The sequence below is a fragment of the Pontibaca methylaminivorans genome, from assembly GCF_900156525.1.
Lineage (GTDB): Bacteria > Pseudomonadota > Alphaproteobacteria > Rhodobacterales > Rhodobacteraceae > Pontibaca > Pontibaca methylaminivorans.
On sequence record NZ_FTPS01000001.1, the window covers coordinates 134,442 to 157,354 of the forward strand.

The window sequence follows — 22,913 nt, forward strand, 5'->3', positions numbered from 1 at the left end:
GCGCGCGGCGCGGCTGTTTCGCCGTGACGGTGCGCGCCTGTCCGCAAGGGCCTGTCCGCAAGGGGTGGCGGCTTACGGGCTGCCGCCCTGCGGTCCGTCATATTCCAGCAGCACTGCCGAGATGTCATCGGCAAAGCCTTCGCCCCGGGGCAGGGACTGCCGCAGGCGGGCGAAGAGGCCGTCCAGAAACCCGCCCGCTGATATGCCGGCCTCCTGTGCGGTGCTTTGCAGGAGCCGCGCAAGGCCCTGTTCCGAAGGCGGGGCGACTCCCCGCGCGGCGGCGTCGTCCAGCCCGTCGGAATGGAGCAGCAGCCGCTCGCCCGGTTCGAGCCGGAGCGAAAACGAGGGCCAGGACGCATCCGCGAGCACCCCGACCGGCAGCCCGCCCGGGCCGAGCGCAACGCTGCTGCCGTCCCGGCGCAGCAGCAGCGGATGCGGATGGCCGGCCTGCACCAGATCGACCCGCCCCGACGCGAGATCGACGGTGCCGTAACACATGGTGAGATATTCGCCGGCCTCGGAATCCTGCAGCAGCCGGCGGTTCAGGGTCATGGCGAGGTCCGGCGGCCGGCGCAGCCGGGGCTGGCCGGTCATGCCCTCAAGCGCCGGGGCCTGCTCGCCGCCGTGCAGTCCGCTCAGAAAGGCGCCGATCCGCGCACACATGAGTGCCGATGCAATGCCGTGGCCGGCCACGTCGATGCTGTAGAAACCGGCCCGCTCCGCACCGGCCGCGAACATTCCGACCAGATCGCCGCCGATATGGCCGCAGGGTTCGAGCAGCAGGCTGAGCCGGAGGGTGCCGAAATCGCGCAGCCGTTCGGGAACCAGTGACTGCTGGAAGCGGCGTGCCTGCACGAGGTCGTCGTTGATGCGCGCATGGGCGCCCTGCAGTTCGGCGAGGGTCGCGCCCAGTTGCCGGTTCCTGTCCGAGAGCTGGCGCTGCATGTCGAGGATGCGGGCGCCGGCGGCGATGCGCGCGCGCAGTTCCTGCGGATCGACCGGCTTGGTCAGGAAATCGTCTGCCCCCGCATCGAGCCCCTCCGCCACTGCGTTGCGTTCCTCGCGCGAGGTGAGCAGGATGAAATATCCGTAATCCCGCGGCAGGTCGCGGAAGGCGCGGCAAAAGGCCGGCCCGTCCATGACCGGCATCATCCAGTCGCTGAGCACGAGGTCGGGCGGGTCGGTGGTGCAGAGCGCCAGCGCCTCGGCACCGTTGCGGGCCTCGCTCACCCGCAGGCCCCAGCGCCGCAGGATCGCGGCGAGCAGGCGCCGCTGGGCCGCGCTGTCCTCGACCACGAGCGCATGGCGAAGCCCGGCGATTTCGGCGGGGGTCGGGGGGCCCGATTGCCCTCTACATGGATCCTGTCGCGTCAATGCTCACCCCGCGATGCGCCCTTTGTGATGACAGCATGGCGCGCGGACGTTAACAGCGGGTGAAGCCCTGTCCTGCGGGCCGACAGGCAAAAGCCGGCCCGGACCGGGAGCGCCCGCATCACGGAGCCTGCCATGAAGCACCTGTTCAAGTTCCGCGTCTATTACGACGACACCGACATGGGCGCGGTGGTCTATCACGCGAATTACCTGCGCTTCATCGAACGCGCGCGCAGCGACTGGGTGCGGGCGCTCGGCAGCGACCAGAACGCCATGCGCGAGAGCGGCATCCTCTGGGTGGTGCGCCGGATCGAGGCCGATTACCTTGCCCCGGCGCGGTTTGACGACCTGCTCGAGGTCGAGACGGTGCCGGTCGCCACGAGCGGCGTGCGCTTCGTGCTGGACCAGACGGTTTCCCGCGGCGGGCGGGCGCTGTTTCGTGCCCGCGTCACCCTTGCCTGCATGAGCCCCGATGGCCGCCCGCTGCGGCTGCCGGCAGAGATTCGCGCAATTTTCGGCTGAGTGGCATTTTCACGCCGGTTTCATTGGCAAAGCTCCGGCAGGTGCTATAGTTGTCCGCGCAACAAGATCGAACCAATACGGTCGCCAACCTGAAGATCGGGCAAAGAGCAGAACAAGATGGAAGCAGAAACGCTGGCGGTCGCACAGGGGATTGATTTCTCCATGTGGGCCCTTTTCGCGCGGGCGTCCTTGGTTGTGAAGCTGGTGATGATCCTGCTCATCATCGCTTCATTCTGGTCATGGGGCATCATCATCCAGAAGCTGATCAACTATCGGCGCGCCCGGACCGAATCCGAACAGTTCGACAGTGCCTTCTGGTCGGGCGAGCCGCTCGACGGACTGTTCGAGCAGGTCGGGCCGAACCCGGACGGGGGCGCCGAGCGGGTCTTTGCCGCCGGCATGACCGAGTGGCGGCGATCGCACCGCCAGGACGGCGACCTGATCCCCGGGGCGCAGGCGCGCATCGACCGGAGCATGGACGTGGCCATCAACAAGGAGGCCGAGTCGCTGCAATGGGGCCTGTCGTTCCTTGCCACGGTCGGCTCCACCGCGCCCTTCGTCGGGCTGTTCGGCACGGTCTGGGGCATCATGCATGCCTTCATCGAGATCGCCGCGCAGCAGAACACCAACCTTGCCGTGGTCGCGCCGGGAATCGCCGAGGCGCTGCTGGCGACCGGGCTCGGGCTGCTGGCGGCAATTCCGGCGGTGGTCTTCTACAACAAGCTGAGCGCGGACAGCGAGCGCATCATTGCCGGCCACGAGGTCTTTGCCGACGAATTCGCGACGCTGCTCAGCCGCCAGCTGGATTCCTGACCGATGGCGCGGATCCAGCAGATCGGCGGCCGGCAGCGCGGTCTCGGCCGCTCGCGCCGCCGCGGCGGCGGACGGCCCATGTCCGAGATCAACGTCACGCCTTTCGTCGACGTGATGCTGGTGCTGCTGATCATCTTCATGGTGGCCGCGCCGCTGCTGACCGTCGGCGTGCCGATCGACCTGCCCAAGACGGCGGCGACCGCGCTGCCGAGCGACAGCGAGGAACCGCTCACGATCACGATCACTTCTTCGGGTGAATTGCAGATCCAGACCACGCCGACCCCGCGCGAGGAACTGATCCCCAAACTGCGCGCGATCGCCACGGAGCGCGAGGGGCGGCGGATCTTTCTGCGGGCCGACGGCGCGGTATCCTACAAGGACGTGATGGAGGTCATGGGGGCCTTGAACGCGAGCGGATTTTCCAATGTCGGTCTCGTGACCGACACCGGGGGCCCGACGCTCGACCAGTCGGAACAGTGAGGCGGCGGTTTGCAGACCGGCACCAAGATTTCGGGTATTGCCCATGCGGCGCTGATCGCCTGGCTGCTGTTCGGGGGATTGCCGTCGCGGCCGAAACCCTTTGAGGTGGCCGAGGTGTCGCTGTTCTCGGAAGAGGAATATGCGGCCCTGACCGCGCCGCGCCCGGAATCGCCGGCCGATGCACCGGACGAGGCCGAGGACGCGCCCGCCGCGCCGGAGGAGCCCGAAGCGAGCGAACCGCCCGAGGAACAGCCCCCCGCACGCCCCGAGGCCGCGCCCGAAGCGCCGGCCGAAGCCGAGGAAAGCGAGGCACCACCCGCGCCCGAACCGCCCGAGGCGAGCACCGCGCTCCCCGATCCGATCAGCCCGCGCCCCAATCCGCGCCCGGCCGACCGCGTCGCGCCGACCCCGGTCGCGCCGCCGCCGCCCGATGCCCTCACCGATCAGGAGACCCGCGACGAGGTAAGCCCCGAGGACGGCGGCGAAACCGAGGCCGAGGCGCAGGAGCAGACCGCGCCCGAAGAGGCATCGGACCGGATCGTGCCGGAAACCACCGAACCGCCGAGCCGTGCGCCGGAACAATCCCTGCGCCCGCCCTCGCGCCGGCCGGAGCCGCCGCGCGTTGCCGAACAGCCGGTGCCCGAGCGCGAGACCCCCGAAGAGCCGCGCCCCGCTACCCCCGAGCCCGAACCGGAGCCCGAGCCCGAGTCAGACCGGTCCTCCGGCGCGATCAATGATGCGCTTGCCGAGGCGATGAATGATGCCGGTTCCGGCAGTTCCCCGGGTCAGTCCGCACCATCCGGGCCGCCGCTGACCGGCGGCGAAAAGGAGGGGCTGCGCGTTGCGGTCTCGGCCTGCTGGAACGTCGGATCGCTTTCGACCGACGCGCTGGCCACGACCGTCGTGGTCGGCGTGAACCTCAATCGCGACGGCACGCCGGATGCCGGCTCGATCCGCCTGCTGTCGCATTCGGGCGGCAGTTCGTCCTCGGCGCAGGATGCCTTCGGCGCCGCGCGGCGCGCGATCATCCGCTGCGGCGCATCGGGCTTCGACCTGCCGGCGGAAAAATACGACCACTGGCGAGACATCGAAATGACCTTCAACCCCGAAAGGATGCGGATCAAATGACGAGATCTCTGTTGAGCCTCCTGCTTGGCGCGACCATGCTGGCCGCACCTCTTGCCACGCCCCTGCTTGCCCAGGACGGCCCGCTGCGTATCGAGATCACCGAGGGCGTGATCGAGCCGCTGCCCTTTGCCATTCCCGATTTCGTCCCCGATACGCCGCAGGCGGCGCAGGCGGCGCAGGATATCGCGCGGGTGGTGGCATCGGACCTGACGGGCACCGGCCTGTTCCGCGAAATCCCGGCCAGCGCCCATGTCGGCACGGTGCGCGATTTCAACGCCCCGATCCAGTATGCCGACTGGAAGGCGATCAACGCCCAGGCGCTGATCACCGGCGCGGTTTCGGTCTCGGGACAGAACATCACCGTGCGATTCCGCGCCTATGACGTGTTCTCGGGGGCGGAGCTTGGTTCCGGGCTGCAGTTCGAGGGCACGCTCGACGGCTGGCGCCGCATGGGCCACAAGGTGGCCGATCAGGTCTACAGCCGCATCACCGGCGAGGGCGGCTATTTCGACAGCCGCGTGGTGTTCGTCTCGGAATCGGGGCCGAAGGACCAGCGGCGCAAGCGGCTCGCGATCATGGATTACGACGGCGAGAACGTGAAATACCTGACCGACAGCGACAAGCTGGTGCTTGCGCCGCGGTTCTCGCCGACCGGCGAGCGGGTGCTTTACACGAGCTACGAGACCGATTTCCCGCGCATCCATGTGCTCGACGTGAATGCGGTGCAGCATCGCAGCCTCGAACAGAACGAGGGGTCGATGACCTTTGCCCCGCGCTATGCCCCGGACGGGCGCAGCGTGGTGTTCTCGCTCGAACGCGGGGGGAACACCGACATCTACCGGCTGGATCTCGACAGCGGCACCAAGACGCAACTGACCGACGCGCCCTCGATCGAGACCGCGCCGAGCTATTCGCCGGATGGATCGCAGATCGTGTTCGAAAGCGACCGCTCCGGCACGCCGCAGCTTTACGTCATGGCGGCCGGCGGTGGCGAGGCAAGGCGGATCAGCACCGGACAGGGGCGCTACGGCACGCCGGTCTGGTCGCCGCGGGGCGACCTCATCGCCTTCACCAAGCAGAACAAGGGGCGCTTTCACATCGGCGTGATGCGCACCGACGGCAGCGAGGAACGCCTGCTCACGGCCTCGTTCCTCGACGAGGGGCCGACCTGGGCGCCGAACGGGCGGGTGATCATGTTCACCCGCGAAACCCAGGGTGCGGACGGTCACGCGGCGCTTTACTCGGTGGACATATCGGGGCGCAACCTGCGCAAGGTGCGCACCCCCGAAGGGGCCTCGGATCCGGCCTGGTCGCCGCTTCAGGACTGAGCGAGGACTGAGCGCGGATGCCCCGGAACACGTTCACAAACCGGGGCTCATGTGCTAGGGAACTACAGATTGTTAACGCTTGATAGGGCATCACACATGCGTCATCTCGGCAAATGGATCATGGCGGCGGCATTGCTTGGGCTGGCCGCATGCAACAACCCCGCAAAGCTCGGCGACGGAATGGGCGGCGGCGGCGACGGAATGGGCACCGGCGCCTATGGCGCGGGCACCGGTTCCGCTTCGGACCCGAAATCGCCGGCCTTCTTCCAGCAGTCGGTGGGGGATCGCGTGCTGTTTGGCTATGACCAGTCCACGCTTTCGCCCGAGGCCCGCGCGACGCTCGACGGGCAGGTGCGCTGGCTGAACGCCAACCCCGACTATACCGCCGTGATCGAAGGCCATGCCGACGAGAAGGGCACGCGCGAATACAACCTTGCGCTCGGGGCGCGCCGCGCCAATGCCGCACGTGAATACCTTGTCACCAACGGGGTGCAGGCCGGCCGGCTCAAGACCGTCAGCTATGGCAAGGAACGCCCGATCGAGGTCTGCAGCACTGAATCCTGCTATGCCAAGAACCGCCGCGCGGTGACGGTTCTGGCTGGCGGGCTTTCGAGCTAACGCCATGGCGGGGCCAACAAGGTCGTTCCTCGTCGCCGGGGTGGTGGCGGCGTTCGGACTGGTGGCGGTGCCGGCAGCGGCACCGGCGCAGGACAAGGCCGAGACCCTGGCGGACATCCGTCAGGAACTCACCGTGCTGAATGTCGAGATCCAGCGCCTGAAGCGGGAGCTGTCCACCAGCGGCGCGCCGACCATGAATCTCGAGGGCAGCGGTGTGCTCGACCGCGTGGCCTCGATGGAATCCGAACTGCGGCGCCTCACCTCGCTGACGGAAAAGCTGCAGATGCGCATTCAGTCGGTGGTGAAGGACGGCACCAACCGCATCGGCGACCTTGAATTCCGCTTGGTCGAGCTCGAGGGCGGCGACGTGAGCAAGCTCGCCGAGACCAGTACGCTCGGCGGTGACAGCGGCGACCTGCCGGCCGCTGCGCCTGCGCCGTCGGGCGGGGGTGGCGGCTCCGGTGTCGCCACGCCCGAGGGCGACGAACTCGCGGTCAGCGAGGAGGCCGATTTCCGCACCGCCGAGGAAGCGATGGACGGGGACGACCCCGAGAAGGCCGCCGAACTTCTGGCCAGGTTCAACGAAACCTATCCGGGCAGCCCGCTGGCCGCCCGGGCCAATCTGCTTCGCGGCAAGGCGCTGGCAAAGCTTGGCGATACGCGCGAGACGGCGCGCGCCTATCTTGCGGCCTTCACCGCGGACAGCGACGGGCCGCTCGCGGCCGAGGCGCTCGTGGAGCTTGGCGGGGCGCTTGGCGAACTCGGCCAGCAGAGCCAGGCCTGCGTGACCCTGGGCGAGGTCGAATCGCGCTTTCCCGATTCATCGCAGGTCTCGCGCGCCCGCGAGGAGCGCACCCGCCTCGGCTGTTCTTGAGCGGTCCCGAACCGGACCTGATCGCAACGCTGCGGGCGGCCTTCGGGCCGCAGCCGCCCCGCTTTGCCATCGCGGTTTCCGGCGGGGGTGATTCGGTTGCGCTTCTGCATCTCTGCTGCCGGGCCTTTCCGCCCGCAACCTTCCGCGCCGTGACGGTCGATCACGGGCTGCGGAAGGGTTCGGCGCGGGAGGCCGCCATGGTCGCTGAACTGGCGCGGGCAGCGGGCGTTCGCCACGACGTGCTGCGCTGGAGCGGATGGGACGGGCAGGGCAACCTGCAGGATGCCGCGCGGCGCGCGCGTTACGGGTTGATGCGGGACTGGGCGCACGGGCAGGGCATCGCGACCCTGGCCACCGCCCACACCGCCGACGATCAGGCCGAAACGCTGCTGATGCGCCTTGCGCGCGAATCGGGGGTGGACGGGCTTTCGGCCATGGCGCCGCGTCGGAATCTGGGCGGGATCACGCTGTTGCGCCCGCTGCTCGGCGTGACGCGGGCGGCGCTGCGCGGCGTGCTGCGCGACAACGGCCTGCCCTGGGCCGAGGATCCGGGGAACGAGGACGCCACATTCGCGCGGGTGCGCGCGCGCCGGGTGCTTGCGGAACTCGCACCGCTCGGCATCACGGCGCCCGGCCTTGCGCGGGTTGCCGCCCAGATGAGAGAAGCGCGCGAGGCGCTCGAACGGCAGACCGAGGCGGCGGCGCGCGAGATCGCGACACTCGACGGCGGCGATATCCTGTTGCCGCGCGAAGCCTTTCACGCGCTTCCGGCCGAGATCGCGCGCCGCCTGATGGCCGGGGCGATCTGCTGGGTCGGCGATGCCACTAATCCGCCCCGGCGCGCGCCGCTGCTTGCGCTCCTGCGCTCGCCCGAGGGCACGCTTGGCGGCTGCCGGATCCTGCCGGACGGGGAGGCTGTCCGAATCACCCGCGAACATGGCGCCGTGCGCGATCTGCGCAGCCCGGTTTCCGACCTCTGGGACGGGCGCTGGCGCCTGCGCGGGCCGGCCGCGGGACCGGGGCTGGTTGCGGGCGCGCTCGGGCCTGCGGGGCTTGCGCAGATTGCAGACTGGCGTGCCTCGGGGCGGCCGAGGGCGGCGCTTCTGGCCGGCCCGGCGGTCTGGCGGGGCGGGCGGCTTGTCGCCGCGCCACTTGCAGAACCCGGCGGAGACTGGCAGGCAGAGCGCGCCGGCGGGCTTGCGGGTTTTTTCGCGTCGCTTTTATCGCATTGAACCACCCGCAATCATATCTATCTTAGAACCACCGGTCGGCCATCGGTCGCGCCCCTTTTCTCTGGAGAGCTTTCTTGGGTAACGCACGAAACATTGCCTTCTGGGTGGTCCTGTTCCTGCTGGTTCTGGCCCTGTTCAACCTGTTCAGCGGCTCCGGCAGCACCTTGCAGAGCCGGGAGATCGCCTATTCCGATTTCGTCCAGTCGGTGGAAAAGGGCGAAGTGAACCAGGCGACCATCGACGGCGAACAGATCCGCTATCGTGGCAGCGACGGCAGGGATTACGTCACCATCAAGCCGCAGGATGCCGACGTCACCAATTACCTGATCGACAAGAACGTCGCGGTGCGGGCCGAGAAACAGCAGCAGTCGGGGTTCCAGTCGTTCCTGATCACGCTGCTGCCCTTCCTGCTTCTGATCGGGGTCTGGATCTATTTCATGAACCGCATGCAGGGGGGCGGCAAGGGCGGTGCCATGGGTTTCGGCAAGTCCAAGGCCAAGATGCTGACCGAAAAACACGGGCGCGTCACCTTCGATGACGTGGCCGGGATCGACGAGGCCAAGGAAGAACTGGAAGAGATCGTGGAATTCCTGCGCAACCCGCAGAAATTCAGCCGTCTCGGCGGCAAGATTCCGAAAGGCGCGCTGCTGGTCGGCCCGCCGGGCACCGGCAAGACGCTGCTCGCGCGCGCCATCGCCGGCGAGGCGGGCGTGCCGTTCTTCACCATTTCGGGGTCCGACTTCGTCGAGATGTTCGTCGGCGTCGGCGCGAGCCGCGTGCGCGACATGTTCGAACAGGCCAAGAAGAACGCGCCCTGCATCGTCTTCATCGACGAGATCGACGCCGTCGGGCGCCATCGCGGCGCCGGCTATGGCGGCGGCAACGACGAGCGCGAACAGACCCTGAACCAGCTTCTGGTCGAGATGGATGGCTTCGAGGCCAATGAGGGTGTCATCATCCTTGCCGCGACCAACCGCAAGGACGTGCTCGACCCTGCGCTGCTGCGCCCCGGCCGTTTCGACCGGCAGGTGACGGTCGGCAATCCCGACATCAAGGGCCGCGAAAAGATCCTCGGTGTGCATGCGCGCAAGACGCCCCTCGGCCCCGATGTGGATCTGCGCATCATCGCCCGCGGCACGCCCGGTTTTTCCGGGGCCGATCTGGCCAACCTCGTGAACGAGGCGGCGCTGATGGCCGCGCGCGTCGGGCGGCGCTTTGTCACCATGGAGGATTTCGAGAACGCCAAGGACAAGGTGATGATGGGGGCCGAGCGCCGCTCGATGGTGCTGACCCCGGCGCAGAAGGAAAAGACCGCCTATCACGAGGCCGGACATGCGGTCGTGGGCATGGCCCTGCCCGAATGCGATCCGGTCTACAAGGCGACGATCATCCCCCGCGGCGGCGCGCTCGGCATGGTGGTGAGCCTGCCCGAGATCGACCGGCTGAACTGGCACAAGAGCGAATGCGAACAGAAGCTCGCCATGACCATGGCCGGCAAGGCGGCCGAGATCATCCGCTACGGCGAGGACAACGTCTCGAACGGGCCGGCCGGCGACATTCAGCAGGCCAGCGCCCTTGCCCGCGCCATGGTGCTTCGCTGGGGCATGTCGGACAAGGTGGGCAATATCGACTACGCCGAGGCGCATGAGGGCTATTCCGGCCAGACGCCCGGCCTGTCGGTTTCGGCCGCCACCAAGGAGCTGATCGAAAGCGAGGTGCGCCGCTTCATCCATGAGGCCTATGAGCGCGCCCACGACATCCTGACCGAGCGCCGCGAGGAATGGGAACGGCTGGCCCAGGGCCTGCTGGAATACGAGACCCTGACCGGCGACCAGATCGAGCGGGTCATGCGGGGCGAACCCCCGACATCCGGTTCCGACGATGGCGACGGCGAGGTGGAAAGCAAGCCGAGCGTCACCGTCATCCCCAAGACCCGCCCGCGCCGCACACCGCCCGAAGGGGGCGAGATGGAGCCCGAGCCCTCGGCCTGACCGCATCCCCGACACCCCGGTGCGGCCTGCGGTATATTCACGCAGCCGCTTGACAGAAGGGGGCGCCCGGCGGGACTGTTTCCCCGACCGGCCGGCGCACGAGTCCTGCGGTGGCACCTGCGCCGGCCGGTGGATGCCGGTGCGGCACGGGATGTGCGGCATGGATGATTGTCAGGATATGAGGGAGGGGGCCAGCCCATGAGCGGATCATTCGCTGTCGGTCCGGCAGACATTGATGCAGCGCGCGAGCGGATCAGGGGCCATGTGCTGCGGACGCCGCTCATCCTGTCGCCCCGGCTTTCGGAGCTTCTGGGCACCGAAGTTCTGGTCAAGCACGAGAACATGCACGCGACCGCCTCGTTCAAGGAACGCGGCGCCGCGAACAAGCTGCTGCAGCTTTCGGACGACGAGCGCGCGCGCGGCGTGATCGCCATGTCGGCCGGGAACCATGCCCAGGCCGTCGCCTATCACGCCCGCCGCTTCGGCATCCCCGCCACCATCGTCATGCCCGAGACCACGCCGCTGGTGAAGGTCGAGAACACCCGCGCCCAGGGGGCGAAGATCGTCCTTTACGGCGAGACGCTTCACGAGAGCGGCTTTCGCGCCCGCGAGATCGCCGAGGCGCAGGATCTGGTCCTGATCCACCCTTATGACGATCCGGCGATCATGGCCGGACAGGGGACCGTGGCGCTCGAGATGCTGGAGGACGCGCCGGACCTCGACGTCATCATCATCCCGCTTGGGGGCGGAGGACTGATGGCGGCGAATGCCATCGCCGCCCGGAACCTGCGCCCCGGGATCGAGATGATCGGGGCCGAGACCGAGATGTTTCCCGCCTTTCTCAATGCGCTGAACGGCGAGGATCGCCCGGTGGGCGGGCCGACGCTTGCCGAGGGGATCGCGGTCAAGACGGTCGGCGAACTGACCCTGCCGGTCATTCGTGAACTCGTCAGCGACGTGATCCCGGTCAGCGAGGATCTGATCGAACATGCGGTGAGCCTTTATGCCGGGCTGCATCACACCATGGCCGAAGGGGCGGGGGCGGTCTCATTGGCCGCCATGCTGACGGATCCGAAGCGTTTTGCCGGGCGCCGGGTAGGGCTTGTGCTGTCGGGGGGCAATATCGACACGCGCCTTCTTGCCGCGGTGATGATGCGCGATCTCGAACGCGCCGACCGCATCGTGTCGCTGCGTCTGACCAGCAATGACTACCCCGGGCTGCTTGGCCGGATCGCCAGCCTGATCGGCTCCGAGGGGGCGAATATCCTCGAGGTCCGCCACAGCCGCCAGTTCCTCGACCTGCCGGCGAAGGGGGTGTCGATCGACCTGACCATCGAGACCCGGGGCGGCGATCACGTGCGCGCGATCGAAACCGCCCTGCTGGACGCGGGATTCACCGTGCGCCGGATCCGGCCGCAGGATTTCGCAAAGGACGTTCTGGGCTGAACCAAGGGCGGGCCCTCGATACGCTAGCGGGCCACCCCGGTGTCGGCACCAGCATCAGCACCACCGGCCCGGGCCTCGAGCGTGCAGCGCAAAAGCCGCGCAAGTTCCCCGACAAAGGGTTCCTCGAGCATCGTGAGATGCCCGCCCTGCACGTCGTGGAGGTCGAAGCCGCCCTGTGCAACGGCGCTCCAGCCAAGCCCGGTCTCGATCGCCTCGGGGCTGTCCGAGACGTTTTCGGTCGCCCGGATGATGGTCAGCCGTCCCGGGTAGGGGGCCGGCCTGTAGTTGCGCGCAGCCAGTTCATTCGCGGCGACGAAATCGCCGATCGAGGCTTGCGTTGGAGCTTGGGGCGCGGCGCCGCCGTTGCCGCGCCGCCGTTCCACAGCAAGATGGTGATGAAAATCGTCCCGTTTGGCCAGAATGATCGCCCGCAGGTGGCTAAGACCGGCTTTGTGCAGATAAAGCATATGCGCAAGGCAGCGGCGCAGCAGGGGAAGCCGGGGCCGACCCATCGGGCCCTCGATATCCAGAAGCGCCACCATCCGCACATCGCGCCCCGCTTCCCGCAACTGCCGGGCCAGTTCAAAGGCGATGTAGCTCCCGAGCGATACGGCCACCAGTGAAAGCGGGCCTTCGGGCTGATGGCGGTCGATGGCGCGACGATAGAGCGCCGCCACCTCGGGCACGCTCACCGGGGTCCGTTCATCCACGACGCCGACGGTAAGGCCGAGCACCGGCTGGTCCGGCCCGAGCCGGGCCGCGAGCGGCCGGAAGAAGGAACCGTTGCTGCCCAGCACATGCACGCCATAGATCGGCGGCAGGTGGCCTTGCGGCTGAATGGGGATGACACAATCGGGATCCTTTCCGGCCTGCTTCTGCAAGCCGGCCGCGATCTGCCGCGCGGTCGGACTCTTGTAGAGCGCGGCGAGGCTGAGCCGGCGCCCGAATTCGCGCTCGATCAGGGTCATCAGGCGCACCGAGAGCAGGGAATTGCCGCCGATGTCGAAAAAGGACTGATCCGGCCCCACCGAATCGGTGCCGAGCAGCCGCGCCAGGATCGCCTGGATCCGGGCGGTGTCCGCATCCGCCGGCAGGTCTGCACCGCGGCTGGCGACCTCGGGGCGGGGCAGGCGGGCAATATCGACCTTGCCGCCCGGTGTCTGGGGGAATTCTTCGACCACGACGATCTGCGGCACCATCTGTGCGGGCAGGGCCTCGTGCAGGCGGTCCGCAAGGGCGCCCGCATCGAAATCGGGAGCCGGTTCGCGCAGCGTGATCCAGGCCAGAAGGCGGGCATCGGCGCCGTGCGGCCGGTCGACGCTGACGACGGCAGAGCGCACCTCCGCCTCGCGTTCGAGGGCCGATTCCACCGCGCCGAGTTCGATCCGGTAGCCGCGCAGCTTGACCTGCCGGTCGATGCGGCCGTGATAGGCCAGAAATCCGTCCCCGCGCCAGGTCACGCGGTCGCCGCTGCGATAGCAGAGCGCGGATCCGTCCAGCGGATCGGGTACGAAGACCGGCGCCGTGAGATCCGGGCGGTCGAGATAGCCAAGGCCGACCAGCGCACCGCCGATCCAGAGTTCACCGCCCACGCCCTCGGGCGCAAGCGATCCGTCGGGCAGCATCACATGAAGGCGCGCCGCGGCGATGGGGCGCCCGATCGGGATGTCGGTCCCGTCGAGGGGCGCATCCGTCATGTCATGCAGCGTCGCGGTGATCGTAGTCTCGGTCGGGCCGTAACCGTTCAGGCAGCGGATCGCGGGATAGGCGGCGCACCAGCGCCTGACCGCGGAGGGGGAGGGACGCTCGCCGCCGACGATCAGCAGCCGCAGGTGGGCGGCAAGGTCGGGCGGCGCGGCAAGTTCATCCACATGGGCACAGAGCATGTGCCAGAAGGCGGTCGGAAGATTGACCACGCTGATGGCATGGTCGCGCAGCCCGGCGAGGAAGGCTTCGGCGGATTGCGCCATTTCCAGGCTGCGCAGCACCAGGGTCGCGCCGGACACCAGCGTCGGCAGGATTTCCTCGATGGAGATGTCGAAGTTCAGGCTGGTGAACTGCAGCACCCGGTCGCCCGGCGCAATGGCATAGGCGTCCGAGATCGCCCGGACCTGATGCGCGATCGCCCGGTTCGGAATCACGACCCCCTTGGGCTGGCCGGTGGAGCCCGAGGTGAAAATCACATAGGCGGGCCGCTCCGGCGCGGCGGGGCCGCGTTCGGGGGCGGTGTCCTGCGTGCGGCCGGCGAGCGATTCGACCAGCGTCACGGCAATGGTCTGCGGATGCAGCGTCTCGAGCACCGGGGCGCTTGTCAGCAGGTGGACCGCGCCCGAGCGGTCGATCATGTCCTGAAGCGCCGACTGCGGATAGCTCGGGTCGAGCGGCATGAAGGTCGCCTCGGCCTTCATCACGCCGAGAAGCGCGGCGATGTAGTCCACGCTTCGCGGCAGGGCGAGCCCGACGATATCGCCCGGGCGGACTGACCGGGCACGCAGATGCGCGGCGATGGCGTTGGCGCGTGCGTCGAGCCCTGCGTAGGTCAGCGCGGCGGCCTCCCCCACCTGTTGGAGCGCGATCCGGTTCTGCTCCCGCTGCGCGACCTGCTCGAAACGGTCGATCAGCGAAAGCGCATCCGCGGCAAGTTCCAGCGGGCGCTCGGGCGTTCCCAGCGCGATCAGCCGCGCCTGTTCTTCCGGCGGCAGCATCGAAAGCGCGGCAAGCGGTGCCTGATCATCGAGCGCCGGATCGGCCATCGCCTGCAAAAGATTGATCAGATAGGTGAACAGCCGCTCGGCGCTCGCATCCGGATATTGTCCCGGATCGTATTCCAGCCGCAGCAGCAGTTCGGGGTCGTCATAGGCCGCGAGCATGAGCGCCGTTGCCATCTGGCTGCGCTCCTCGACCTCGCGATGCGCGAACTGCGGCCCGAGCGCGCGCATATGCGCCCCGACCGAGTCGCGGTCGAACATCAGGATGCTGTCGTAAAGCGCCTGCGGGCGCGGCACGTCGCAGACCGCGGTGATTTCGGCATGGGGTGTCTGCTCGAACGGGCGCGTCGCCAGAAGATAGGCGCGCAACTCGGCCAGGACCTGCCCGATGCTGCGCCCCGAAAGCCGTATGCGGCAGGGAAGCGTGTTGATCCGGCATCCGGCGCTTGTCCCGGTGCCGGACAGACTCCGGCGCCCGGAGCGGGTTATTCCGAACACGGCCTCGTCGCGCCCCGAACAGCGCGCGATCACCAGCCCCCAGGCGGCGGCAATCATCGTTGCGGTGGTCACGCCGAAGGCGGCGGCGCTTTCGCGCAGCGCATCGGCCTGCGCCCGGCAGAGCCGGCGCGTGATCGTCCGCCGGATATCGGAATCGCTGTCCGCATCTGTCCGGAAGGGCACCGCGAGCCGGTTCGGCGCATCGAATCCGCTGAGATGCTCGCGGAAGAATTCCCGCGCCGGTCCGTGATCGGCGCCGGCCATGGTGCGACAATACGCAAGAAATGAGTCAGCAAGCGGCGGCAGCGCCGGCTCGCGGCCGTTCGCAAGCTCGTCATGGATGATGAACAACTCGCGCAGCAGCAGGCGAATGTCGTTTCCGTCAAGCTGTGCGTGATGAAAGGTCCAGACCATCACGTTCTGATCCTGGCCGAACCGGATCAGACGCACCCGCCACGGTGCCCACTCCAGATCCACGCCCCTGCGGCGGTCCGCCTCCAGCCAGTCGTCGAGCGCCTGTTCCTGCCGGTCGGCGGGCGCGTCGAGCGGGATCGTGTCGAAATCGACGGTGAAACCGGGGATGATGCTTTGCGAGGGGCTCGCTTCATCGAGGCGGAACTGCAGCCGCAGGGCGTCATGCCGGGCGGCAAGCGCCTGCCAGTCCGCGCGCAGATGCGCCGCGTCAACCGGCTCGTCCCCGAAGCGGACGATGACCTGCAGGATGTTGAATGCACGCCGGCCGGCCAGTTCGCTTTCGATCAGGAGCCCGACCTGGGCTGCCGTCAGGGGCGCCGGGCCGGATGTCTCTTCGCTGCGCAGTCCGACATCCTTCCTCAATGATGCTGCCGATGGGTGCATACTTGACTCCACTTCCCGGCGCGCGCCGCAGCCATAAATTTCACAAACTCGTTACCTCAAGGCGTGAAACCAGATATAATCAGACAATCTCCAGCGAATCCACCTTATGCGGGAAAAATAAAAAAGGCTTCTCCCGGCGATTGCACGGGCCGCGCGCGGCGACCGGTGACGGTGCCTGGAACCCGGAACGCAACAGCCGGCGCCAGGCGGGTTCCCCGGCAGCCCGGCAACATGATCCGGCCGGTTCGCCAGCCGAAACCCGCGGTTCAGGGCAGGTCAGGCTTGCGCCCCCGCATCCTGGTCACGTATCAGTTCCGCCAGGCCTGCCTTGAATTTTTCTTGGAAAGACATTTGCCATATGACCAGAGAGGTTTCGCATTCCGCGCTGTCGCAGCCCCGGTCTCCCACGCTGGAGATCGTCACGCCGCTGTCCACGCGGATGCTGTTCTGGAGGGCGCGTTACCTCGACGATTCGGCGTTCCTGTGTCACGTGCCGTTCCTCTTCTGGCTGATCGAGACGTCCCGCCCCAAGCAGTTCGTCGAGCTGGGACTCGGCACGGGTGTTTCGTATTTTGCAGCCTGCCAGGCCATAGACAAGCTTGATCTTGATGCCCGCTGTCACGGGATTTCGCCGGGCAGCGCATTGCCCGAGCCGGTCGAGCGGTACAATGCCCAGAACTACGGCGATTTCTCGCGGCTGCATACGGACGACCTGACCCATGCGGCGCAGCGTTTCGATGACGGGTCGATCGACCTGCTGCTGGTGGATGTCGACCTCGGGGAGGCGGGCGCGCTCGACTGTCTGAGCCATGACTGGATGCGCAAGCTCTCGCCGCGCGGCATCCTGCTGCTGCACGGCACCAATACGCGCTTTGCCGACGGTTATGTGCGGAAATTCCTGTCCCGGCTGCTCGGGTCGTGCCCCGCCATCACCATGGAAGACGGCGAGGGGCTGACCGCGGTGCTTTATGGCGAGGATCGCAACGAGCGCCTGGTGAAGCTCGCCGATCTCGGCTTTGGCATGACCGGCTATTCCGAAGTGCACCATGTCTTTGGCCGCCTGGGCGCGGCGCATCGTTTCGAATGGGCAAGCCGGGTCGCCGACAGCAAGGCCGCCGAGGCGAAAAAGCGGATCGCGGCGGCGGAAAAGGCGCTGCAGGCGACCGAGGAGCGCCGCGAAACGGTGCAGAACAAGCTCGATACGCTGAACAAGGCGTATGATTCCCGCAATGCGCAGATCGCGACCCTGCAGGCGCGGTTCTTTGACCTGCAGGTTACCGAGGAACAGGACGAAACCGAGGCGGAGGTGCTGCGGCGCAAGCTGGCCGAGGTGCGGACCCAATATGCCGAAGCCGTGGCCGCGCGCGATGCGGTTCTGGCGGAAAAGCAGGAAAGGGTCGAGGGCCAGGCCGAGGAGCTGGAGCGCCTTGACGCGCAGAAGGCGGACCGGTTCGACGAGATCGCCACCCTGACCCGGATGCTGGAGGCCAAGGAACAGGAACGCGCGGCGGCGCTCGGTGCGGCGAAGAAGGCGCGCGAGGAAGAGATTGCGAAACGCGACCGGATGATTGCCCGCCTCACGGCCGAGCAGGCGGAACATGTCAAGACCATCGCCGCCCGCGACAAGGAACTGGCGGCGGCGAAGAAGGCGCAAGAGGCCGAGGCCGCGCAGCGCGAAAAGCTGTCCGGGTCGCTCACCGCCGAACGCGCGCAACACGCGAGGGCGCTGGCCTCGCGCGATGCGGCGCTGGCCGAGCGGCAGGAGGCGGTGGCGGGGCTCGAGGCCCGGCTGGCCGAGCGTTTCGACGAGATCGCGGCGCTCACGCGGCTGCTCGAGGACCGGGACCGGGCGCTTGCCGCCGCCAGCGAGACGCGCGAGATGGAGGCGGCGGCGCAGAACGGATCGCTGCTTGCCTATGAGGAAGACATCCGCCGGCTGCAGCAGGAGCTGGAAGAGGTGCAGGCCCATCGCGATGCGCTGCTCAACAGCACGTCCTGGAAGCTCACGCGCCCCGCGCGCAGTGTCCTGAACGCCATGCGCCGCTGAGTCCTTGCCGGAAACGGCGGGCGGGGATGCTCAGCCGCTTTCGAGGAATCGCGCGTAATCGTCGGGGGGCAGGCGGTAATCGGTCTTGCGGCTGGCCAGCGTTGCCTGCGCGAACAGACCGATCACCATGGTCATGGCGGATTTCGGGATGTCGTCGGGCTTGATCTCGAACACGGCCATGCGGCCCACGGTCTCGACCGGCTTCGCGAAGCGTTCGACCACGTGATATTTCTGCCGGTCGGTATAATCGTCGAACAGCACGGTGACCGGCCGTTCCACGCGCAGGCAGACGGTGGCGAGGCAGGCGGGGCGGAAGCGGCCGTCGATCAGGACCAGATCCGGGTGGCGAAAGAACGGCTGGTCCCAGATCGCCAGCGGATAGCGGTGATACCGCTCGTGGGCGCTGTCATCGACGGGCCGGCCCCAGGCGCCGGTGGCGCCGATGTCGATATGCCAGACCACGGCCGGCGAGGGCAGGGCGGCGGCGTCGATCTCCTGCTGGAGATTGATCGCCCAGTCGCGGTCGCTTTCCACGCTCATGACATATTTGCCGGGCATCTGCGCCCCGAGCCAGGTGGAGCCGCCCGAACCATATTCCAGAATCACCCGCGCGTCTTCGTAACGGCGGCGCAGATAGTCGGCTTCGGCATCGGGGAAGGTGAGTTTATAGGGCATGTACTGCTCCTATCTCCAATCTGGTTTGCTTATCGGCGATATTCATTAATTATAGAATCGAATTCGGGAAACTTCTTTCCTGTATAAAGGTCGTTGAACAGGCGCGCGCGAGCATTAATAAAGTGCCTTCCCAACATGCGGTCTGCGCTTAAGTCAAAATTATGAGAGCTTCCGGGGCGCGGAGTGAACTCTCCAAAAACCAAACCTTCCGAAGAGTCAAAAAGGTCAATTCTTACGAAAGGGGCTGGGATCTTGAGACTAATTTCTTCCACCAAGTTGCAGAAATTTTCTGGAATCTCTCGCCCTTCGAAGTAGCTGTATTGTGGTTGCCCTACATTGGCTATTTCCCCCTCTCTGTTTCGCCAAGAGTATAATGGCTTCTCTCCAAATCTGGACACCTCCAAAACCAATGGAGATTGACCATAAAAGACATAAAACTTGAGATCGTTTGGCGGCCCGCCCTCTTTATCTATTATCATCTCCTCCACAATCCATGAGTCTCTTCGTCCGTGATTTTCGCTAAGGACGCATTGCATGGACGCTTGAAGTTCTTTGATTGACGTTAACCTCGACCTGTCACGAACATTTATTATATTTGCACTGTCCTTTATTATATATACGCCTGTAGAGCCTCCGCCTCTTGTGGGCTTGATAACGCTGTTAGGGGAAAAATCCAAAGCGCTTATTGGAATATTTCTTTGGAGTATTTTGGGCACTCTCAACCCAACAAGTTTGGCGAAGTGGAGGCCGACTTTTTTGTCTTCTAACAAGAATTCTATACGGTGGCCGGCTATCTCCCCGTGAATATCACGCTTCTTGCTCTGAGCCCATGTTTCTGACGAAAAGGAGCATCCTTCAAAAATATTACTTCCGCATCCTTGAAAAATCTTAGATGTGTGTGGCGGTAAATGCTCCAATAAAATTGAGGTTCGGACCTCTTGTGCATCGACGTTGGATAGATCTTTAGATTTATGCAATCTTGATGTCGATTGCAGGACTGTTTCGCTCAAAGCGCGAGTAACTCTCCTATAGCTTAGAAGTGTCTTCTGCAGTGACTCTCGCGCTGCTATTGCTGGCTCCTCATCTTCTCTATAAAGGATATTGAAAGATGATCGTGCGTGTGGCGTAGCCTCAAGCACCGAAATTTCAGAAATTTCACTTTCTCCATTCCCAGTCATAATTTTCGTCAAAAGACTGTGCACGGAATCAATCGGTCCTTCAAGCATAAGGTCAACTATGGCCGTGCCGGGAAAATTTCTATTCTTTACCCATCCCGAAACACCAACCTCATTAGCTTTGTCTCTGATCCATTTCCGAAAACCTACCTTTTGAACCTTCCCAGTCAGGACAACGCGGATCGCCTTATTGTTCATGCGATCTCCTCCTTTGAGTAGCAACTAGAGCGTTGATCGTTTCAGTCGATCAATATGCATCTCGTAGCTGAACTTTTCCGCAGCGTACCGTTGCGCTTTCTCGACCTGAGCAGCATAGGCGGCCGGATCAGAATGCAGTTTGCGCGCCGTCTTTACGGCCGTCTGCGGAGTGGCATAGATCGCGGCATCCTCGAACAGCGGGCGGTAAACCTCGGGCAGGATCACCGGCACGCCGGTCGCCATCGCCTCGATGATGGTGCGGCCAAAGGATTCCACCCAGTCGGGATGCGCAAAATAGACGAACACGTCGATATCGGCCAGGAAATCCTTTGGGTGCAGTGACCCGAACGGATGCACCGTCCAGTTATCCGGCACTTGGCCAATCAGCGACGCCGGAACCTCGGCGCCGCCCAGCACATGCACCTCGATATCGTCCGAGGCGGGGTAGGCGACAAGCGTGTCCTCGCGCGTTGCCGGCCATTTGACAAACTGGTCGCGGGAATGGCGCCCGATGCGCAGCCTGTCGGACGGTCCGCGCCTGCGCGGGCCGCGATCCCAGCCGTTGATGTCGATGATATTGTGCCAGTCTTCGGGCGAGAGGTCGATATGGTGCAGCTCATCCGCGTGGTGGGTGTGCAACGCATCGCGCACCAGCGGCCCGATCGGGTGCCAGGTGGCATCCTTGCCGAAGTAATGGCGGATATTCTCGGCGCAGTCGGCCAGCCGGTAGCGGACGATTCCCTCTTCCGTGTAATCGCTCATCGGCGGCTGGTTGACGATCACCCTGATCTGCTTCGCGTCGATCTTGGGAAGGTAGCGTAGGCGGTGCTGAAGTATCGGAGGATAGCGCATGACGAGAAGATCACAAGAAACCTCTTCGCCATAGACGATAGGCGAGCAGAGTTCGCCATCCAGCACATCTCGGACTTCTGGCAACATCCGTTTACCCTTGATCGGGTAATCGTACCTGTACATTTGACAGACACCGGTTTTCAGGCCGTTGCGCTTTTGGCACTCTATCTCTTCCACATTTGAACGAGTGCTGCCACCGTGCATTCGGAATTCCGAACAAATAATGACATCGTAATGATTCTTGATCTTCGCCCGATCAGGATGCATTACGATTGGAGTTGCAAATTGCGGTCTTCTGGAGCTTGGGTAATAGAGCGTTTTGTCCTGATGTATCAGTTGTCCTTCAAAATACTCCATGCGCGCGCCAAAGAAAAATCCGTCCATTCCAAAGGCATCATTCGACACTATGGAACTCTCGGATACTCTCTGAAATGATAGCGGCCCGGTAACTAGTGACTGGACCGCTTCATGTCCGAATGCATTTCGGATGCGCCGTATTTTTTCGCTGTCGGCACCAAAGCGGACTGTATCCCAATATCCGATACGGTCGCACACCGGCTTGTGCCGATGCATGAACGAAGACACATTTTCCTTTACAAAGTAAATGGATCTGTGAGAGCCCCATTTCGGAAATGAAAGGCCATCCGCCATCCGCGCCTGCTCCGACGTGCACCCCATCACCTCGGGGTTGTCCTGCATGAACCGCACCTGGGTCTCGATCTTGAGCGGGTGCGACCAGTCGTCGGCGTCGTGGAGCGTGACGAACTCCCCGCTCGCCTCGTCCAGCCCCCGGTTGCGGGCGACATAGGCGCCGCCGTTCTGCTCCATGCGGATCAGGCGGATGCGGGGATCATCGGCGGCGAAGCGCTCCGTGACTTCGCAGGTGCCGGGATTGGGCGAACAGTCGTCGATGACGATGATCTCAAGGTTCTTCCAGGTCTGTTCCTGCAATGAGCGCAGCGCCGTCGGCAGCATCTCTTCCGCCTCGTAGGCGGCGATCAGCACCGTGACCTTCGGCCCGTTCCAAACCGCCGGAAGCGGCTCCACCGTCGTGAGGCGGTCATAGGGCGGCCGGCCGTCATCCTCGAGCAGGCGCAGGGGCGGGATGTCATACTGCCGCAGCACCTGGTTGATCCATGTGACCCGCAGGTCGGGCGTCGGCTGGAAATTCACCCAGGCCAGCATCACGTCGGGCGTCACCTCGCCGGCCAGCGCGATCCGGTCATAGGCGGCCTGCCCGTCCTCTGTTCGGCCGAGGAAATGAAGGCAGAGCAGTTCGGCCACCGACAGCTTGCTGCGGAAATCAAGGTCGGGCGCCGTCCGCCGCGCGGCCGCGATATGGGTGAGCGCGGTGCGATAGCCCTCGTCGGTCTTTTCCCGCATGTGCCAGAGCGCAAGTTCCCGCGAGGCCATGGCGCGCGCGGCCGGGTTTTCGTCGCTCCGCGCGATCTCCTGCAGTTCGGCCAGCGGCTGGTCGGTAAAGCCGAGGCTCAGCAGTTTGCTGCGGATGGTCCCGATCCGCGCCCGGGCCTCCTGATGGCTGTTGCGGCGCGTGCCCCGGCGGGCATAGCCGTTCTGTTCGCCGAACAGCGCATAGTGCAGCAGCGGGTTGATGCCGGAATCCGCGACCTCGGGGTGGGTTTCCAGGTAAAACCTCGTGTCGAAGTTCTTACCCGGATTGCGCCCCATGGCAGCGCCATACTTCAGATAATGCTCCGCCGGCTCCATCCCGAGCGCCGCGACATCGGGGTATTGTTCGCGGTACCAGTTGCTGTGAACCTGCTTGGTGCGTTTCAGAGTCGTGATCGGCTTGGCTGGAATGTCCATGTGAAATATCTTGTCTTTTCAGCGTCTTGCATTTCATCTGCGCTGCTCGAAGCGGGGTGAGCACGCATGGCCTGACCAATGTTACCGGAAACAACCCCTGTGGGGTCGCAAGGTTTTTGCCGGCTGTCAAGGCTGGCTCCGCCCCGGCTCCGGGCCGGCAGACATATGCGTTTCCATGGGCCCGGGTCGGCCGGATCCCGCCTCTCCGGGGCCCGGGGCGCCGCCGCGGCATCCCCGCCTTGCCGCCGCGCCGCGGCCGTGCCTTGAAGCAG

General features: G+C 65.5%; 16 protein-coding genes. 11 read left to right on the forward strand and 5 right to left on the reverse strand.

Annotated elements, in window-relative coordinates; all coding sequences use genetic code 11:
* Positions 1 to 72: 72 nt before the first annotated feature.
* Positions 73 to 1,374 (reverse strand): PP2C family protein-serine/threonine phosphatase, encoded by a 1,302-nt coding sequence (locus B0B01_RS00685; protein ID WP_234967669.1) that lies wholly within the window; start codon positions 1,372 to 1,374, stop codon positions 73 to 75.
* A 132-nt stretch (positions 1,375 to 1,506) separates the two neighbouring features.
* Here B0B01_RS00685 and ybgC point away from each other — a divergent pair, with 132 nt between their 5' ends.
* The 10 genes from ybgC to B0B01_RS00735 all read left to right on the forward strand — a co-directional run bounded on the left by ybgC (position 1,507) and on the right by B0B01_RS00735 (position 11,803).
* Positions 1,507 to 1,893 (forward strand): tol-pal system-associated acyl-CoA thioesterase, encoded by a 387-nt coding sequence (gene ybgC, locus B0B01_RS00690; protein ID WP_076646355.1) that lies wholly within the window; start codon positions 1,507 to 1,509, stop codon positions 1,891 to 1,893.
* Positions 1,894 to 2,010: 117 nt separating this feature from the next.
* Positions 2,011 to 2,706 (forward strand): protein TolQ, encoded by a 696-nt coding sequence (gene tolQ, locus B0B01_RS00695; RefSeq protein ID WP_076646357.1) that lies wholly within the window; start codon positions 2,011 to 2,013, stop codon positions 2,704 to 2,706.
* Between the two features lie 3 nt (positions 2,707 to 2,709).
* Positions 2,710 to 3,186: a protein TolR gene (tolR, locus tag B0B01_RS00700; RefSeq protein WP_076646359.1), complete on the forward strand. Its 477-nt coding sequence runs from the start codon at positions 2,710 to 2,712 to the stop codon at positions 3,184 to 3,186.
* 9 nt (positions 3,187 to 3,195) lie between these two features.
* Positions 3,196 to 4,314: a hypothetical protein gene (locus B0B01_RS00705; protein WP_076646361.1), complete on the forward strand. Its 1,119-nt coding sequence runs from the start codon at positions 3,196 to 3,198 to the stop codon at positions 4,312 to 4,314.
* Positions 4,311 to 5,642, forward strand: a complete 1,332-nt coding sequence (gene tolB, locus B0B01_RS00710) for a Tol-Pal system beta propeller repeat protein TolB (RefSeq protein ID WP_076646363.1) — start codon at positions 4,311 to 4,313, stop codon at positions 5,640 to 5,642. The genes B0B01_RS00705 and tolB overlap by 4 nt, the downstream gene beginning before the upstream one ends.
* 96 nt (positions 5,643 to 5,738) lie before the next feature.
* A complete protein-coding gene (gene pal, locus B0B01_RS00715; RefSeq protein WP_076646365.1) occupies positions 5,739 to 6,260 on the forward strand; it encodes a peptidoglycan-associated lipoprotein Pal in 522 nt (173 codons plus the stop codon).
* 4 nt (positions 6,261 to 6,264) lie between these two features.
* Positions 6,265 to 7,134 (forward strand): tetratricopeptide repeat protein, encoded by an 870-nt coding sequence (locus B0B01_RS00720; RefSeq protein ID WP_076646367.1) that lies wholly within the window; start codon positions 6,265 to 6,267, stop codon positions 7,132 to 7,134.
* Positions 7,131 to 8,366 carry a tRNA lysidine(34) synthetase TilS gene (gene tilS, locus B0B01_RS00725; protein WP_076646369.1) on the forward strand — a complete coding sequence of 412 codons (1,236 nt, stop codon included), beginning with the start codon at positions 7,131 to 7,133 and terminating at the stop codon, positions 8,364 to 8,366. The genes B0B01_RS00720 and tilS overlap by 4 nt, the downstream gene beginning before the upstream one ends.
* 74 nt (positions 8,367 to 8,440) lie before the next feature.
* A complete protein-coding gene (gene ftsH / locus B0B01_RS00730) occupies positions 8,441 to 10,357 on the forward strand; it encodes an ATP-dependent zinc metalloprotease FtsH (protein WP_076646371.1) in 1,917 nt (638 codons plus the stop codon).
* A gap of 198 nt (positions 10,358 to 10,555) precedes the next feature.
* Positions 10,556 to 11,803, forward strand: coding sequence for a threonine ammonia-lyase (locus tag B0B01_RS00735; protein WP_076646373.1), 1,248 nt, complete (start codon positions 10,556 to 10,558; stop codon positions 11,801 to 11,803).
* A 23-nt stretch (positions 11,804 to 11,826) separates the two neighbouring features.
* Here the strand turns inward: B0B01_RS00735 and B0B01_RS00740 are convergent, their stop codons facing one another.
* Positions 11,827 to 15,846 (reverse strand): non-ribosomal peptide synthetase, encoded by a 4,020-nt coding sequence (locus tag B0B01_RS00740; protein ID WP_076646375.1) that lies wholly within the window; start codon positions 15,844 to 15,846, stop codon positions 11,827 to 11,829.
* Positions 15,847 to 16,225: 379 nt separating this feature from the next.
* Here B0B01_RS00740 and B0B01_RS00745 point away from each other — a divergent pair, with 379 nt between their 5' ends.
* Positions 16,226 to 17,914: a class I SAM-dependent methyltransferase gene (locus B0B01_RS00745; protein WP_076646377.1), complete on the forward strand. Its 1,689-nt coding sequence runs from the start codon at positions 16,226 to 16,228 to the stop codon at positions 17,912 to 17,914.
* A 30-nt stretch (positions 17,915 to 17,944) separates the two neighbouring features.
* On the opposite strand, the gene B0B01_RS00750 is transcribed toward B0B01_RS00745, so the two are convergent.
* Genes B0B01_RS00750 through B0B01_RS00760 form a run of 3 tightly spaced genes read right to left on the reverse strand, consistent with a single transcriptional unit; the run spans position 17,945 to position 22,641 of the window.
* On the reverse strand, positions 17,945 to 18,589 hold the full coding sequence (locus tag B0B01_RS00750) for a hypothetical protein (protein WP_076646379.1): 645 nt from the start codon (positions 18,587 to 18,589) through the stop codon (positions 17,945 to 17,947).
* A gap of 29 nt (positions 18,590 to 18,618) precedes the next feature.
* On the reverse strand, positions 18,619 to 19,962 hold the full coding sequence (locus tag B0B01_RS00755) for an ATP-grasp fold amidoligase family protein (protein WP_076646381.1): 1,344 nt from the start codon (positions 19,960 to 19,962) through the stop codon (positions 18,619 to 18,621).
* A gap of 24 nt (positions 19,963 to 19,986) precedes the next feature.
* Positions 19,987 to 22,641, reverse strand: a complete 2,655-nt coding sequence (locus B0B01_RS00760) for a glycosyltransferase (RefSeq protein WP_076646383.1) — start codon at positions 22,639 to 22,641, stop codon at positions 19,987 to 19,989.
* Positions 22,642 to 22,913 lie beyond the last annotated feature (272 nt).